Source organism: Desulfosporosinus sp. FKA (genome assembly GCF_002196785.1).
Lineage (GTDB): Bacteria > Bacillota > Desulfitobacteriia > Desulfitobacteriales > Desulfitobacteriaceae > Desulfosporosinus > Desulfosporosinus acididurans.
The window spans coordinates 40,696-57,079 of record NZ_NAHZ01000031.1 but is presented as its reverse complement, the minus strand read 5'-3'; the positions used below and the strand labels follow the sequence as shown (position 1 = coordinate 57,079).

Annotated in this window: 13 protein-coding genes; all 13 read right to left on the bottom strand. The window is 46.0% G+C overall.

Annotated elements, in window-relative coordinates; translation table 11 throughout:
• Positions 1-18: 18 nt before the first annotated feature.
• Entirely contained in the window at positions 19-954 is a 936-nt protein-coding gene (locus B5771_RS15350) for an alanine-tRNA synthetase second additional domain-containing protein (protein WP_088188327.1), read from the bottom strand.
• A gap of 63 nt (positions 955-1,017) precedes the next feature.
• Positions 1,018-1,716, bottom strand: a complete 699-nt coding sequence (locus B5771_RS15345) for a heparan-alpha-glucosaminide N-acetyltransferase (protein ID WP_088188326.1) — start codon at positions 1,714-1,716, stop codon at positions 1,018-1,020.
• A gap of 2 nt (positions 1,717-1,718) precedes the next feature.
• Entirely contained in the window at positions 1,719-2,372 is a 654-nt protein-coding gene (locus tag B5771_RS15340) for an O-methyltransferase (protein WP_088188325.1), read from the bottom strand.
• A 181-nt stretch (positions 2,373-2,553) separates the two neighbouring features.
• The gene (locus B5771_RS15335; protein ID WP_088188581.1) at positions 2,554-3,786 is read right to left on the bottom strand and encodes an HD domain-containing phosphohydrolase; all 1,233 of its coding nucleotides are present in this window, start codon (positions 3,784-3,786) and stop codon (positions 2,554-2,556) included.
• A 29-nt stretch (positions 3,787-3,815) separates the two neighbouring features.
• A complete protein-coding gene (locus B5771_RS15330; RefSeq protein WP_088188324.1) occupies positions 3,816-5,063 on the bottom strand; it encodes a globin-coupled sensor protein in 1,248 nt (415 codons plus the stop codon).
• A gap of 544 nt (positions 5,064-5,607) precedes the next feature.
• Complete coding sequence (locus B5771_RS15320; protein ID WP_047811534.1) at positions 5,608-5,820, bottom strand: hypothetical protein; 213 nt, start codon at positions 5,818-5,820, stop codon at positions 5,608-5,610.
• 102 nt (positions 5,821-5,922) lie between these two features.
• The gene (locus B5771_RS15315; protein ID WP_088188322.1) at positions 5,923-6,480 is read right to left on the bottom strand and encodes a Fe-S-containing hydro-lyase; all 558 of its coding nucleotides are present in this window, start codon (positions 6,478-6,480) and stop codon (positions 5,923-5,925) included.
• Positions 6,477-7,337, bottom strand: a complete 861-nt coding sequence (locus B5771_RS15310; protein WP_088188321.1) for a fumarate hydratase — start codon at positions 7,335-7,337, stop codon at positions 6,477-6,479. Before B5771_RS15310 ends, B5771_RS15315 begins: the two co-directional genes overlap by 4 nt.
• A gap of 34 nt (positions 7,338-7,371) precedes the next feature.
• On the bottom strand, positions 7,372-10,611 hold the full coding sequence (locus B5771_RS15305; protein ID WP_088188320.1) for a cell wall-binding repeat-containing protein: 3,240 nt from the start codon (positions 10,609-10,611) through the stop codon (positions 7,372-7,374).
• 182 nt (positions 10,612-10,793) lie between these two features.
• Entirely contained in the window at positions 10,794-11,576 is a 783-nt protein-coding gene (locus B5771_RS15300; RefSeq protein WP_088188319.1) for an acyl-CoA dehydratase activase, read from the bottom strand.
• 79 nt (positions 11,577-11,655) lie between these two features.
• The gene (locus B5771_RS15295; RefSeq protein ID WP_088188318.1) at positions 11,656-12,669 is read right to left on the bottom strand and encodes a 2-hydroxyacyl-CoA dehydratase family protein; all 1,014 of its coding nucleotides are present in this window, start codon (positions 12,667-12,669) and stop codon (positions 11,656-11,658) included.
• 929 nt (positions 12,670-13,598) lie between these two features.
• On the bottom strand, positions 13,599-14,849 hold the full coding sequence (locus B5771_RS15285) for a methylaspartate ammonia-lyase (protein WP_088188316.1): 1,251 nt from the start codon (positions 14,847-14,849) through the stop codon (positions 13,599-13,601).
• Between the two features lie 76 nt (positions 14,850-14,925).
• On the bottom strand, positions 14,926-16,377 hold the full coding sequence (locus tag B5771_RS15280) for a methylaspartate mutase subunit E (RefSeq protein ID WP_088188315.1): 1,452 nt from the start codon (positions 16,375-16,377) through the stop codon (positions 14,926-14,928).
• Positions 16,378-16,384 lie beyond the last annotated feature (7 nt).

Sequence of the window (16,384 nt, the reverse complement as noted above, 5' to 3'; positions counted from 1 at the left end):
ACACAAATAATTTATCTACTACTTACCGTCTGCGTTTTGATTTCTGCCTCCAAACAAATCAATCGAACGAGTTATCATCGCCGCTTCGCCAACAATCCCAGCAACGGTATAGAGCCGGGCAATAGGATCAAAGCGGAATTCTTTAAGGAGGTGAAACCCTTTAATATCACTGGTTCTTCGAATGTGGATGCGCGGACCGGTACAGGGATACATCATTTCGCCAACTCGGATGTGCTCGTCATCGGCAAAACAAATTGCCAGGTCTGCTTTGATCAAATCTAAGACGCGCTGTTCCACTAAGTCTAAATCAATGTCAGGTTTCTCAGGAAGTTCTAACACAAAGCCATGCTTTATATCACTATGCACTTCGGGCCTTTCCAAGCCCATTTCTTCCAAAATCATCGATGTTAGATCTTCGGCACTATGGGCCATGCGCCTATATTTGATAGACTCAAAAACAATATCGGCAATACTTTGTGGTTCAGGCCCAAAGACCGTCGGACGTGTAACAATGACTTCTTCCCCGACACCGATTAAAACTTCGGCATTGGCTCCCAAGTGAGGATATACAAGATCAAAATGCTCAACAACCACTCTATGCCCCTTAGCAATGGCTTTCTGGATGGCCTCCGCAATTTGCCAAGGCTGGGTAAAGGCCGACTCAAAACGGACATCCAAATGGTAGGTATGACAGCGAAAGTGGTTACGTTCCGCATCTTCCATTAAGGGCAGCGGCCGGATATTAATACCGTCATCATCATTCGTCAATTCCAGACCAGGAAACATTCCCCGAATTAGCAGCGACTTACCGGCACCCGCATCTCCCACAAAGCCAATCAGCTTGTCTTCCGGGCTTAAATAACGCTGCTGTATATTTGTTCCCAAAAACAACAGCCGTTTTCTCCCTCGCGGGGCAAAATATACGGCCTGCATCAAATGTTCATGGACAAACATCGTTTCAATACCTACTCCCTTCTATGATCAGGTTTAATGAAACTCCGATACTTCATTATTATCTTACAAATGTTTGCTTAAGTATAGGAGCAGCAAAAGAATCGGTTGATGAATCAGATAGATTCCTAAGGAATTCCGACTTAACCATTGTACCCAGCCAGGAAGACGCCAATTAATTCCGGTTCCTTGGGCATAAAAATGCCTGTAAATAAGTATGCCAATGATAGTCACCGCTAAATAGGGGAACAGCGGGTAATAGTCAATGGAGCTGAATCCCTCATACATCAGACCCAAAGGGAGGAGGAAACTTGTCTGAACCGTAAGTGTTTTAAACCAAAACCCTAAGAAAGCAATCAAAACGGTTATGACCCCAAGGAGACGCGAGGACAATCTCCTGAAGAAAGGAGATAAAATCATGGCTGTCCCTAGAAAATGTAAAATTCCAAAGCGGACGTACTCCTCTTTCATAACCAGGTACGTCACTAAAGTAACGCCCATTCCATAAAGCAAAACGTTTAAGCCCCGGCGAACGGGGGAAGTACTTAAACCGCTGGACAGCCCGGATAAGAGAATAAAGAGCAGCGCCGACGTCTTGCCGAGGATAAACCAGAAAGGTGCTCGATAATCAACAGCCGCTCCGGCAAATTCATGAAGGTCATAAACTGCGTGAAAAATCACCATGAATACAATTGCGCTGGCTCTTAAAAGGTCTATTTCCTGAAATCGCTGGGATGATCTCCGGAGAGGCTGCCATTCTCCCATAACTATCTCCCTTTTTCAGCTTTCCTGCTGACAGATACGCCGTCTCCAAATGGCAGAACCGAAGTCACATAGTCCGGATTAGCGCAAAGTTCCTGCAGAAATTTCCTCAACCCGCCGACCATGCGCTCATATTTCGGGGCAAAATTACTGTCCGGTACTACCCAGCCCCGAAAAAGAACATTGTCAACAACCAAGATTCCGCCTGGGATAATTAAACCATCGATCAGCTTTAAATAATCCAAATATTCTCCCTTAGCTGCATCAATAAAAACAAAGTCATACCCTGAAGTTAAGCTGGGCAAAATTTTGCGGGCATCGCCTTCCAGAGCTGTGACTTTTTCCAGAAGTCCCGCACGTTGGAAATAACCTCTGGCTCGTGACAAGCGGTCTTTATTCATATCGATGGTCGTAACATGACCTCCGCTCTTCTCAATCCCCCGGGCCAGCCAGATCGTAGAATAGCCGATGGCAGTGCCAATTTCCAAAACTGACTGAGCTTTATTCATAGCGGCCAACAAGCTGAGAAAATTCCCCACTGCCGGTGTCACCACAGGTATAGTTTCCTGAAGAGCTTGTTCTTCCATTTCCCGCAGCAAAGGATCCCTTTCGCCTAACAAGGTTTCAAGGTAACGTTCCATTTCAAAAGGGTAAAACAAGGTAATCGCGCCTTTCTCTATTCAATAGTTCCACTTTACCATAAATTCGTCCTTAAATAAAAAAAAGTATGTGCTTTCTCTAAATTGCTTGATCACTGAACAAGTAACTACAGCAAGACACATACTATTAATATATAGTCATCACAAAGACAAGCAATTTGCGCAAACAAAATGCGTTGTCTTAACGACAGAAGAGCACTCTTTTGGCTAAAACAATTAATTCCCCGTCAACACTAGTGCCCGCACCTCGTTGAATAATATCGAGGGCTTCAGTTGTTGACATGGCAGGCCGATAGGGACGATCCTCAGTCAAAGCAGCAAACATATCTGCAATCGTCATGAGCCGAGAGCCAACATCGATTTCCTTGTCCTTAAGTGCAAAGGGATAACCTTTGCCGTCAAGACGTTCGTGGTGATGAGCTGCCCATTCAACCATCCGCGTCGGGAAACCGGCCTCAGTCAACAAACGATGAGTATAATACGTGTGAGTTCGGATGATATCTACCTCCGAGGCATCTAAAGACCCTTGCTTATCTAAGATCTTTTTCGGTATAGAGAGCTTGCCTAAATCGTGGAGCAAACCCGCTACATAGATTTCGTGACGTTGCTGTTCACTCCAACCCAAACCTTCAGCTAAACGTTCCACAACCTCTGCCACTGACCGTGAGTGGCGAGCCGTAAAACTGCTTTTTTGGTCGATAAGATCTGCAAACGTCGCTGCCAGCTCATCAGTAAATCCCGTAGTTTCTAATTCTCTGGTCAAGGGAACATGCCACTTCCCAAACAAGAGCCCTAAAACAATTTGCAGCAAATCCGGCTGCTCGATATCCAGCCAAAAGGATTCTTTGACGGCTATTTGTTCAAAGGCTGCCGCCGGTTCGGGAAAAAACAAAACTCCCTTTTCCTTGGAAATCCAGCGTAGTAGTTCCTCCCGTTCTTTACGGGTATGCCGACGGCGAGACAGATGCAAATCCACCTGATCGGCTAAGGATAAAATTTTTGCCATCAGCGGGACTTCAGCAGCAGGAACACCTAAGGCGCTCCGAACTGAACCCGGCGTTTCATGGTGATATTTTATCGCAGGGGCAAGAATTGCTCCCGAAGGAAAACGCTCAACGATCGCTGAACCGACCAGACAGTGCCTGCTAAGAAGCTGAGCGTTGCCATAGTGAGTCCTAAAGGAACCCATGGCCCCAATATCATGGAGCAGACCTGCCACCGTTAAATGTACCAATTCCGTTTTCTGAAGTCCCAAACTGCGGCCCAGACGCATGGCAATATAAGCTACCCGTTCTCCGTGCTGCTGCCCGACCGCAAACTTAAATCCGCGTTCAACCTCTTCATCAACTAACCCGAGGTCAAGAGCTCGGGAAAAGCTCCACATTCTCCGAATGTAAAAAGCATCCTCAGGCAAAGACATTTTCTCCACCAACTTAACCCTCTCTATTCCCTCATGCCCATTTGCGCCAGTGATGTGGCCGAATTAGCGACATCTTCCGAGGCTGCTCCGATCTGTCCTGCCGTCATAGCTAAGGCATCAATCTGCTGAGCGATTCCCTGAACTTGTTGAATACTGGAATTGATGGCTGACATAATATCACCGAAGCGATTGACGACTTCTCCTGCCTCTACTGCTGCGTTTTTCATAGCATCCGTAGTTTCCTCAATGGACTGATTAACGGCTATGGTATTTTCTTTGCTCTGGGTAATAAGAGCACTAATTTCCCGAACCGATTGTTCTGAATTGGTGGCCAGTTTCTTAACCTCTTCAGCAACAACACCGAAGCCTCGGCCGCTGTCTCCGGCCCGTGCCGCTTCGATAGCCGCGTTTAAGGCCAAAAGGTTAGTCTGAGAAGCTATTTCTCGAATAACATCTGTAACCGAAGCAATGCGGACTGAACTTTGATCCAACTGGTTCATCTTTTCCTGCATGTCGGAGGCCATGTCTGCCAAACGCAGAATAGTTTCGGAAATCATTCGAATTTTACTCGCACCTTCTTGAGCTAAAGCATCGACTTTCCTCGAAAATTCTGCTGCTTCGGACGCATTATCGGAAATACGAGTGGTCGCTTCATTCATTTCAGCCGCAGATGCAGCCGTTTCCTCCGAAGTTGCTGCCAAAGCCTGACTCGCTTCATTGACTCTCCGCTGCAAACTGTCAATCTCAAACAGTGCCTTTTCCAATTCGGCTTTCTTATCAATCTCATTCATATAGGATTGTATATAACTAGCCATAACAACCTGCTGGTCAAAACTCAAAATTCTTTGAAAAGCTAAGGCTGAGCGCAGTGCCAAATCAGTTTTTTTCTTGAAATGTTTATAGATCAAAGGAATAATTTCATCACATAAGACCTGATTAGCGCTTAAATAATAAAAAGGCGGTAAATTGATACGATTATGTACTTCTCCAATAGTCACACGCCATTGCATAAATTGTTCGTCAATCGTCTCCGGACAAATTGAGAGCAAATATTTCTTCATCGTAATTTTAAGCTTATCCACCGAAGAAAAACGATCAATAATTGCTTTCAAACCCGGAATCGTCGTAACATGGGCATAAAAGTTGGTAATGATTTGATCGGCATCCTTCTCAATAATCGCATGTACCTCTTTAAGCAGGCTCAACTGCTCGGAATCAATCTTCAACAACCGAGTCGATTCTGTCAGCTCAAATTGATGTAATTGTATCAATGTTATGCACCCTTTCTTAAGTTAATTATTCTTTTTCTTGCCAGGTTAATTTCTTCGCCAATTAATGAACTATACTATCTGATCTGAATAATTCCCCTGTTAATCAATTACTTAACCCTTATCGGTATCGGTGAAGTCGTTCAGCTAAAGCCGAACATCGGAGCTTCAGATACAATAATGTCCAGTGGACATTATTGCCGTTCCGCCTTTCCCAATAGGAATACTTAGCGGCAAAGGTGGACTCCACCCCACCTGAAGTTAACGAAAGACCCACAGGATAAACTATCCAATTGTCATTTCACTCATATTTATCTTATCACTCATATTTATCTTAGAATTTTTATACTTGATTTTTAGAATTCTATTAATAGTCGACAAAATCCTGCTTTTACTATCAAAATCCAATGATAATTTTCTCAAAACAAAAAGAGAGCCCGATTTCGAGCTCTCTTTTCCTTGAGTTGATTCTGTTGTCATGTACTTATGTCAAGCCTTAGTAAGTAAAAACCTCTTGCTATGCTTTAGTTAATCTTCAAAATTCGATTCATCCGGCTCGGCGAACGGCAGGACGAGTTATAACATGAGTGATAGATTCATGGTCAAGGATCAGTGGTTCAACCGATCCATCAGACATAACCTCATAAATCTTAACCTCTCCACCTCCCTTAGTCCACTCATGACAACACTCGCGACAATAATAACGTTCACGGCCAATTCTGCCTACCTCACGGGCTCCACAAAAAGGGCAATAATCCATAGTTAGCACTCCTATCAAGGATTTCCAATAATATCTTATTATATCTTAAAATCCTCAATTCTACTTTAAGAAATTGTGAAGCTTTTGTGACCAATTTTGAGCTTAAACGGTTCTATACTGGGCCTTCCCGCTCTCATACAAATTCGTTCCTTCTTGATCAATAATCACAATTACCGGAAAGTCTTGGACAACTAACCGTCGAACAGCTTCCGGTCCCAGTTCAGGATAAGCAATTACTTCTGCCGAAACAATACGTTTGGCAATAAGAGCGCCAGCCCCGCCGATAGCCCCAAAATAAACGGCACCATGTTCCTTCATGGCATCTATAACCTCAGGACTGCGCAGTCCTTTGCCTATCATTCCTGTTAAACCCTGAGCAATTAACTTAGGGGAATAAGCATCCATCCGGCCGCTTGTCGTTGGTCCCGCCGAGCCAATCACTTGCCCTTCCTTAGCTGGAGTCGGCCCCACGAAATAAATTACTTGATCTTTCATAGCGAAGGGCAATTCATGACCTTGCTCCAAAGCTTCAACCATTTTCTTATGAGCAGCATCTCGTCCCGTATAAATAACACCACTTAATAAAACATTGTCTCCCGCTTTTAAGGTCTTGAGTTTTTCTTGCGTAAGAGGGGTTTCGATGCGTTTTACGTCACTCATTTGCTCTCCCTCCCTTGTAATGTGATTTCCTTATGCCGCGTCGCATGACAGCCTATATTCACGGCCACAGGCATGCCGGCGATATGCGTGGGATATACCTCTAAGTTGACGGCCAGCGCTGTCGTCAAGCCGCCAAATCCTTGGGGTCCGATACCCAGTCGATTAATACGCTCTAATAATTCTTTTTCAATCTTTGCCAAACGTTCATCTTGGTTATGGATTCCTACTTCACGAAGCAAGGCCTTCTTAGCCAAGAAGGTAGACTTCTCCATAGTTCCTCCAACACCCACACCGACGATAATCGGAGGGCAAGGGTTTCCGCCGGCTCGGTCTACCGTATCAACAACAAAATCCATCGCGCCTGCCAAACCTTCCGAAGGTTTACACATTTTCAGGCCACCCATATTCTCACTCCCAAATCCTTTCGGAGCAACAATAAGGCGCAAAGCATCACCGGGAACAATATCGTAATGAATGATCGCCGGAGTATTATCTCCCGTATTGACCCTGTCAAAAGGATCCTTGACAACAGATTTGCGCAGAAATCCCTGCTCATATCCTTGTCGTACTCCTTCATTAAGCGCATCCGTCAGGTTACCGCCTGCTATGTGCAAATCCTGACCGATTTCCACAAAAAGCACAGCCATCCCGGTATCCTGGCACATTGGTACTTGTTCTTTATGGGCAATATCAGCATTTTCGATAAGACGTTCTAAAACCTCCAGGCCCAAAGGCGAAGATTCGCTTTTCAGGGCTGACTGAAAGCCTGTCATAATATCCGAACTTAAATTATAGTTTGCCTCCATGCAGAGGGTTCGGATGGCTGAAACAATTTCATCCACGTAGATTTCTTTCATATGGATGTCTGACCTCCTTTGATGTCTATGTATTTTAACTCGATGTCGTCGCTGAAGCAACGGGCGAAAATTGACTGGCAGCGGAACCGTTAACGGCCTGGATTTTATAATAATAGGTTGTATTGGCCCACAGACCGGTATTGGAATAACTATTTGTTGTTACTGTAGCAATATGGGTAAATGTACCCGTAGAGGATGTGGCGCCGAAGATATAATAACTCGTCGCACCACTTACTGCATCCCAACTAAGGTTTATTTGACTCGAGCTTACAGTGGATGCCGTAGCGATTCTTGGTGCAGATATGGCCGTGGATACATTTGATACATTTGTTGTGCTTGAACCATTAAGACTCGATAAAACACTGTCCGGTACAGCAACTGTTCCTCCGAAGACAACTTCATTTTTAATACTGCCGGAGATGCTTCCCATATAATCAAGAGTTGACTGCTCCACCGGATTACTTACTAAAAAGACTGGGGACTTTGACATAGAAGCTAAAACTGAACCAGCCAGAGCATCGCCATAGTTTTCACCTGTAGATATATAGCATTTGCTAAAATCCAATTGGCCTGCAAAAGCTTTAATGACACTGATATTCGTATCATATCTATCTTGGCCGCTAAGTCTTGTGGGAGAAGGAAGCTGATTAAAAACATTATCACTGATAACCCCTGTACCGCCTACAACATAAGTACTTTGTATCCCCTTTAAATAGGTTTTCACACTTTGCGGGAGAGTATTCTTTGAGGTCAGCAGAATAGGAATTTCCTTCATTGCCGCAACAGGAGCTATAGACAAAGCATCTGGGAAGGTTTCACCGCTGGCAACAACTGCTTGACTCGTTGGATTCATAGCTTGAGCGATTTTTACCGATGTTTCGTAACTGTCGTTTCCTGCAATTCTCGTAACTTGAATTCCCATATCTTTAATGCTTTGTTCAACTGCCGCAGAAATAACGCCAACTCCGCCTACGATAAAAACACTCTTGACTTTCAAACGCGTAAGCTGTGCTTTAGTTTGATCGTTCAATGTATTCTTAGTCGTCAGCAATAGGGGTGCATTATGCTCTTCAGCCAGAGGAGCGCTGCATAAGGCATCAGAAAAAGTTTCTCCGCTGACGATAACGGCAAAGTAAGAGGTATTCCACTCTTTAGCCACCTCTGCGGCCGTCCCATACATATCTGTCCCCGCCAATCGTTGGGAGGGAATTTGTGAGGTATTTGTTGGCGTAGAGCTGCCCGATCCGGTAGTCGCCGCCGAAACTACAGAGGAAAATGAGCTTAACCCTGAACTGCCCGCCGCCTGAATCTTGTAATAATAGGTGGTATTCGGGGTCAGATTGGAATCCGTATAATTTAAGGTAGAAACTGTAGCAATACTAGTATAGGTATCAGAGAGGGAAGCGGCCCTGTACACATTATAAGAGGCGGCGCTGGGAACGGCACTCCAAGTCAAGTAAATTTGACTGGTGCTTAAGGCCGTTGCTGTAGGGTTAGCCGGAGTCGACAGGGCACTATTGGTAAGCATTGTTGTGGCAGAGACGACGGCCGAGTCGGCACTGGGACCGTTACTTCCTACCGCAACCACCTTGTAATTATAGGTAGTGTTTGCTGTTAAGCTGGAATCAGTAAGGCTTGTACTCGTTGCCATACCTATATTGGTATATGTCACCGAAGGCGAAAGAGCCCTGTAGACATTATAATAGGTGGCATTGGGAACGGCACTCCAAGTCAAGTAAATTTGGCTGGTGCTTTGGGGAGTCGCCGTTAGATTGGTCGGCGTCGGCAAGGCGCCATTAGAATATGTCGTTACTGCATTGACAATGGCCGAATCCGGGCTGGTAGCCGAATTGCCGACAGCTACGACCTTATAATAATAAGTCGTAAATGCCGAAACTGTGTTATCTGTATAAGTCGTTGTCGTCGGTACGCCGACGACAGTGAATGTTCCGGTTAGAGAGGTGGACCGAAAAACAGAATAATACGTTGCATTAGTTACAGGTGCCCAAGTCAAATAGACTTGAGTGCTCGCTATGGCCGTCGCAGTCAAACTTGCAGGGGCGGCTAAACCCCCGCTGGCGACGGTTGTCGCATTCGTAATGGCGGAATCCGCACTTGGCCCCGCATTACCAACAGCAACTACTTTATAATAATAGGTTGTATTGGCCGATACGGTAGAATCATTATAATAGGCCGTTGTCGGCGAACCAACGATAGCGTAAGTTCCATAAGGTGATGTTGACCTATAGACATAATAAAAATTCACATTACTCGCAGCATTCCAGGTCAAATAGACCTGAGTACTACTGGCAGCAGTGGCGGTTAGATTACTGGGAGCTGCCGGGACCGTGTTAGAAATTGTTGTTGTCGCATAAACTACGGGAGAATCCGCACTTGTCCCATAGCTGTTCCCGGCCACAACTTTATAATAGTAAGCAACGTTCGGAGTTAAGCCAGAATCGGTGTAGTACGGGCTATCGGGTACTGCCATCGTTGAAAACGGTCCCGACGGCGAGTTTGATCTGTAAACATAATAGTTGGTTGCATAACTAACCGGATTCCAGGTCAGCTTAATTTGGGTTGTACTAGGGGCTGTAGCGATAAGGTTTGTCGGGGCTGCGGGAGCCCCAATTGAATTCATCGGTGTCGCAGAAGCAACGGCAGAATAGCCGCTTACCCCGCCACCGCATACAGCCTGAACCTTGTAATAATACGTAATATTCATCGACAAGCCTATATCCGTAAAACTAGTAGTACTAGGCTGTGCGACAAGGGTATATGTACCTGAGTTCGCCGTTGTCCTGTAAACATAATAGTAGGATGCACCGCTAACGCCATTCCAAGTCAAATAGATCTGACTTGTGCTCGCTGCCGTAGCCGTTAAATTTGCCGGAGCGGACAGCGTGCTAGATGAAGTTAGAGTAACAGCATAAACTGCATTGGAGTATGCTCCGCCCCCAAGGATATTGGCCGCCTGAACTTTATAATAATAGGCGGTGCCCGGAGATAACCCACTATCGTTAAAATTTGTAGTTGTTGTCGTACCGACAATCGAGTAATTCCCGGAGGAAGAAGTTCCCCGGTAAACATAATAGGCTGTCGAACTGCCCACAGGATCCCAGGTTATGGAAATTTGACTGCTGCTTAGAGCGGTAGCATTAACACTTGTCGGCGCTATAGGAGCCGTTAAAGCCAGGGCCTTTTGGGGAAAGAATAACGTAGTGATTAACAAGCATAATACTAACGCCACAAACTTGAAATTTCGTTGTTTCATCAATTAACCCTCCTGAGCTGCTTACCTCAATTTCTTTTGCCTCAATTTTCTAAGACATTTAATTCTTTTTTTCATTATTTATATCGCCGAACATTTCGAGGTTTTCGCGTTCTTATAAATCGGTGCATTTCGTATTATTCTTGTTTCAAGCCCTATAATCCTTCTTGTCAAGACAAACATTTTCAAAAATCGCTGCCCATAATGCAGCATCCTATGGCCCCATTATATTGAGGTTCTTGCGGAATAATCACCCGCTTCCCTGTCCCTTCCTGCAGAAGCCTTGTCACCGCCTGATTGTGGGCAACACCCCCGGTAAAGACTAAAACCTCTCCCTCAAAAGAACGCAGAAGGGGTAAGATTCGCTTAACAATCGTGGCATTGACGCCCGCTGCCAGCTCTTTAATCGGATAGCCTTCAACAATCTTGCCAATAAGTTCGCTTTCTCCAAACACCGCACAGGTAGAATTCAGCTCCACAGGAGCATCTGCATACTGACCAAGCTCCTCAAGAGACAAATCTAAAATATTGGCCATATTTTCCAAATAACGCCCTGAGGAGGCCGCACACTTATCATTGGTCATAAAGTCAATCATTTTGCCTCGGCGAACCTGAATGATTTTGCTGTCCTGCCCCCCTAAATCAACGAGCGTGAAATCCTTAAGCCCCGTTTGGTAAACAGCACCCAGAACATGAGCTTTTAATTCCGGAATCGCTTCTCCACCGGCAAGCTCTAAGGTATTTCGGCCATAACCGGTCGATACAAGACTGTCAACTTCAGGCAAGCCCAAGGCTTCAAAATTCACGACCAGCTTCCCATCGTGCTTACGTCCATACTCTCGATAAAAACGGATAGTATCTAACCTCTCCAGCCGCTTAATCACTAAGGAATCCGATTCCGTTGAGGATTGCATGAGAGCAATCTTAACACTTCGACTTCCTAGATCAATACCACAAATCGTTTGCATAGACATTTTAACCTCACAAGGCAATTCAGCTCCCAACTCTTTAGTTGGGAAATGAATCGCCGCCTTATTTTAATATTCTCTAATCCTTCAACATGCTCAAAAATGACTCAATCCTCATCTTGCTCCGTGCATCCAGCCCCGTCGGATTCTCACCTTCTAAAGTCAAGATCGGATAATCTAATTTTTTACGAATAATCAAATCCTCGATTTGACGGTAACAAAAGCTTTGGGTATAGTGGATAATTCCATCCAACTGACGTCGTTCCGCTTCATCACGAATATCCTCAATCCGCTGAAAAACTTGATAGGGATAGGTGTAACGCCTGTATTGTTCAATAATATCCTCCGTTGAAAAAGGCATAGAAAACTGCCTTTGAACCTCATTAAAAACGACACGGGCCCCATGCACCTCGATAAAATCATAAATCTCAGGAAAAATCGGAGGAACACCGATAAACCCCAATCGTACCTCCCGTGTCTTTTTCCGGCCTTGGGACAACACCCCCTCAGCTAACGATTCTCTTTGACGAGCCTCTTGGATAAACTCCTCCATCTCGCGGGCAAATCGTTCCGGATCACCATTAAAATCCGAGCAAGAAACCTGATAAAGATGATTCTCAAATCCCCTAACCCGATTTTCTTCCCAAGTCAGCCGATCAATCTCCCAGGCCAAGGCCCGGACTCGATCAAGCCGCCTTTTCTGCTCCTTTACACCCTCCCAAGTTGCTCCTAAAGCAATAATAAGTTTGTCCATTTGCAGCCTAAGCATATCAGGATCACCATCATAAGGAAACGCAAAAGGGATTATATCAATACCCATAACTTCCCACGTCTCCATCAAAGCATGAGTATTACTGCAATCCCCTTGAGTAACAGCCACAATACGGCGGATTTCAGAATCCAGCAGCGCACTGGAATACAAACCCTTAATCCAGCCGCAGACATTCCTCGGAAAACCAGCCAACTCAGCATCCTCAACACGCTTCATCGCATCAGAAGCAGTAATAAAAATATTATTTAAATCAATCGGAGTTTCACCTGCCGCAAAAATAACCTCAACCGGCACCGTCGTCGTCAAACCAATTTTACCCATAAAAGCCTCTTCCCCTTGTCCTTGCGCATAGCATAGCTTAAATTACTTACGCTCTCTATTGTAAAGGTTTCAGCCCGAAAAGTTAAGTCGCCATCCCCTCTCAGCATCATAACATCCTTCGCGAACACCAGCCAATCCACACGTAGCACGAAAGTGCACAACATGGGCTCAGCTGCCCGACCCATAGCATCTACATTTATCCCTCAATAGCGCCATCCGGTCGACTTTAGCGTCGACTTTAGCCTCGACATAAAAAAGAGAAGACCAGCCCCCTACCATCTAACCCAATAAGGAAACCCAGTCTTCGTCTAAAGATTGTTAACCCAGAAAAGCCCATAGACCTCAGAGGAAGGCAGCTTCGCCCACAAAAGTGAACTCATTGCATGGAGAGGCGGTAAAGCTCACAAAGTTTGCGCAGGAGAGCGGCGCCGTGGTTCACATCAGGTATTACCCTAAGGTTCGGCAGAGCTCCCGCGCAAACGAGTGAGCGAGCCTTGGAATGCTGAGTGAACGGTGTGGGCGAAGCTGCCCGACCCCAGAATCCACCTTTATCCCTCAATAGCGCCATCCGGTCGACTTTAGCGTCGACTTTAGCATCGACACAAAAAAGAGAAGACCAGCCCCCTACCATCTAACCCAATAAGGAAACCCAGTCTTCGTTCTAAGATTGTTAACCCAGAAAAGCCCATAGACCTCAGAGGAAGGGAGCTTCGCCCACAAGAGTGAACTCATTGCATGGAGAGGCGGTTAGGCTCACAAAGTTTGCGTAGGAGAGCGGAGCCGTGGTTCACATCAGGTATTACCCTGAGGTTCGGCAGAGCTCCCACGCAAACGAGTGAGCGAGCCTTGGAATGCTGAGTGAACGGTGTGGGCGAAGCTCCCTGACCCGAACGGCCCCATTTCCAAAGGACCCAATTTTCAAAGAAAAACTAACGCGATGACGCCTTCCTCCGTAACAGCGCCAACGTCCGATTCATCTCATTATGCACAATCATATACCCCTCATCGACGCCCATCCCAGGCTTAGCCAGCATCTGATCCGGACGGCTTGCCAAAGCAACATGAACAGCCGTACGTCCGCCAGCATCAGTTTCATTGCAGGACCCTCCAACATAGGCACCAACACCATACTTTTTAGCATAAATCACTGCTTCAATAGTATTTTGAATCCCGCCAAGATCCGGAGTTTTGATCTGCACCATATCCGCCGCCTGAGCATCCACAAACTCAACAATATCTTCATAGGTGTTGCACCACTCATCAGCAACGATTTCCACCTTCACGCCACGCTCTTTCAAAGCCACCCGCAGAGCTTTCAGCTGAGCAATCTGTCCTCCAGTACTGCCGGCATCCATCGGACCTTCAATCCGCAAATGCAGCGGAGCAGCCGCTTTTTCCAGTTTGGCAAAATACTCAGCCATTTTTTGAGTATCATCTTTGAAGGCAATCCCAATGGTTCCATAAACGTCAATATGCAAAACCGGCCGGTAATCATCTCCGCCAATAGCGAGAATACGATTTCTCAGCCAGGTGACATAGTCTAAAAGCAGTTCCCCGTTAACGCCCAGCTTTGTTTCCACGTTGTTGATCAGAGCATGAGGCAATACTCCAGCACGCTTAATAATAGCCTTATCAGCATTATCATAGCGATCATCACCTGTTTGGGCAAAAATCGGAACAGGTTCCAGAATCATAGGAAGATCATATTCTTCCAGAATAACTTCCGTCATGGTTTTCTTCTTAGCTTTGGCAACAGCATCAAGAATTGCTTGGCTGACTCCATAGCGAATAGCCGTATGATAACGGTCTCCGTTAGGACGTTTGGAATTTTCCACTAAAGCTGCTAAGTGACGGAAAGAGTCGAGTTCCTGGCCCAAAAGCTTAGGCGCAATTTCCTCCAAAATAATGGGAATAAATTCTTCCGCCAAAAAGAGGGGATCACGGCCGCCCGCTCCTGAATACTGAACGGCAGCACAATCTCCTGAAGCGACTTGCCCATCTTCTAAGATTAACATCACGGAAATAGACTCTCCGCGCTGTCTCACAGCTTTAAACCCCGGGGTCATCGGTTCGCCGGTATAAGTGAAACCGTCATGACCGGCTCCTGCTTTAATGGCCTGCTGATCGTCAAAATAAAATCCTGTAAGTCCCGGCGATGCAATTATGTCAACAATTTTCATGATAATGTTTCCTCCCTAGCTTCTTTCATTTTTCAAGTATAACTTGTTCAGTTAAAGTATTTCGCTCCCACTCGTCTTACCTTGGCCGTCCGACGAGCATTCCTTTACCAATAGCATAAATATCATCGATGACCATCTGGAAGGAAGGATCTCGGCCCTCATCACGTCCCCGTTGGGCAATGCGTTCACGATGGAAATCCTTGATCGTCTCATCAAAGGGAAGATTGCCAAAATCGAGCATTCTTACAGCTCCCGTAGTATCCCGCGCCGGTAAAATTTTGCCGGCATTAAAACGGCTGGGAGCAAAAGGAACGTCAATAACGCCTGCCTGGAACGCCCGAACAGTACCCACAGCGATGTCGCCTTCACCGAGACTTAAGACGCGATCCAAAATAGTCCTGGTTTCCGCCAAAATCATCTGTTCCTCTAAAGCCAGTTCCTCTGTCATCGGCAGAGTCTGGTCTTTTAACATGTTCAATACCTGTTTTGTAGCTCGAATCCCAGCCGCATTGGCTTCTTTGGTCGGTATACCCAAGGCTTCGTGAGGCGTTTTCACAATAACCTTCGTCGCTTTGCCTAAGGCAGCCGTAGCAGCGCCCCACGAAATAACGCCGAAAGCCTTAGCTTCGTCTTGGGGGAATCCGCCCATCCACTGGTGAAATACGGTGGTAATCATAGCCTTAGGATACCCAAGCTTCTCCATATATTCCTCAGCAAGGACCGGCAGAGTATGCAAAGCGGCGACATCTTGAATCAAGTTACCGCATTGACCATAACCCAAGGTCAAGCTGCGAACTCCCTGAGCCACAGCCAGGATTCCTTCAATTACAGCCACAGCGTGAGAAATCGCGGGTGGAACAAGTGTCCCGGTCAAGGGACCGAACGGTTCGCGATTAATTTTTACCCCTTGTTCTTCATACAAGCCAATAAGCCGGTCAACATATTGCCAGTACTTAATCGTACTCTCAATCGAAACATCTTTGGAGTAGGGGATATTATAAGAAATACCTCCTCCTTCAAAATCCGTAAAACCTCCGGCGATCGTAATTTCTGCTAACAACCGAGCGTCCGGAGTACCATGACGTACCTGAACAGGTACCTGAACACTCTCAGCGACTTGCCGGCAGGCTGCAACCCCATGGTTCACTGCCGGAAAGCCATTCAGCATCGAACGCCCGATTGTTCGGCTTTCCTCAATTCCGGATTGTGCTTCCGTATAGCGGTTCTGCCGTGTATAGGAGTCAATCGTCGTAGGCAGAAAATCTGCGCCTCCTTCATCCTGGAGGCAGCGCAGCAATTCAATATGCTCTGTAATCAGCGCCACACCGGCACGCGGTTGGGCAAAAGTAATCCCCTTCTCTTTGCCTTCCGCCAGTTTCTCAGCAAAAATTTTGCTTTTGGGCAATCCCTTATGATAGGCAACTGCTTCTTCGAAATTGACGTCCTTACCGGTCTCCCATTGTCCTAAGACCTCCTGACGCTGACGCTGAAATTCTTCAGCATCCATTTGCCGGACTGTTAATTCCATCGTTATA

Bases quoted from the DNA above. Each gene is read 5' to 3' on its own strand.
- B5771_RS15350 (WP_088188327.1), bottom strand. From the start codon at position 954: ATGTTTGTCCATGAACATTTGATGCAGGCCGTATATTTTGCCCCGCGA.
- B5771_RS15345 (WP_088188326.1), bottom strand. From the start codon at position 1,716: ATGGGAGAATGGCAGCCTCTCCGGAGATCATCCCAGCGATTTCAGGAA.
- B5771_RS15320 (WP_047811534.1), bottom strand. From the start codon at position 5,820: ATGGATTATTGCCCTTTTTGTGGAGCCCGTGAGGTAGGCAGAATTGGC.
- B5771_RS15315 (WP_088188322.1), bottom strand. From the start codon at position 6,480: ATGAGTGACGTAAAACGCATCGAAACCCCTCTTACGCAAGAAAAACTC.
- B5771_RS15310 (WP_088188321.1), bottom strand. From the start codon at position 7,337: ATGAAAGAAATCTACGTGGATGAAATTGTTTCAGCCATCCGAACCCTC.
- B5771_RS15305 (WP_088188320.1), bottom strand. From the start codon at position 10,611: ATGAAACAACGAAATTTCAAGTTTGTGGCGTTAGTATTATGCTTGTTA.
- B5771_RS15300 (WP_088188319.1), bottom strand. From the start codon at position 11,576: ATGCAAACGATTTGTGGTATTGATCTAGGAAGTCGAAGTGTTAAGATT.
- B5771_RS15295 (WP_088188318.1), bottom strand. From the start codon at position 12,669: ATGGGTAAAATTGGTTTGACGACGACGGTGCCGGTTGAGGTTATTTTT.
- B5771_RS15285 (WP_088188316.1), bottom strand. From the start codon at position 14,849: ATGAAAATTGTTGACATAATTGCATCGCCGGGACTTACAGGATTTTAT.
- B5771_RS15280 (WP_088188315.1), bottom strand. From the start codon at position 16,377: ATGGAATTAACAGTCCGGCAAATGGATGCTGAAGAATTTCAGCGTCAG.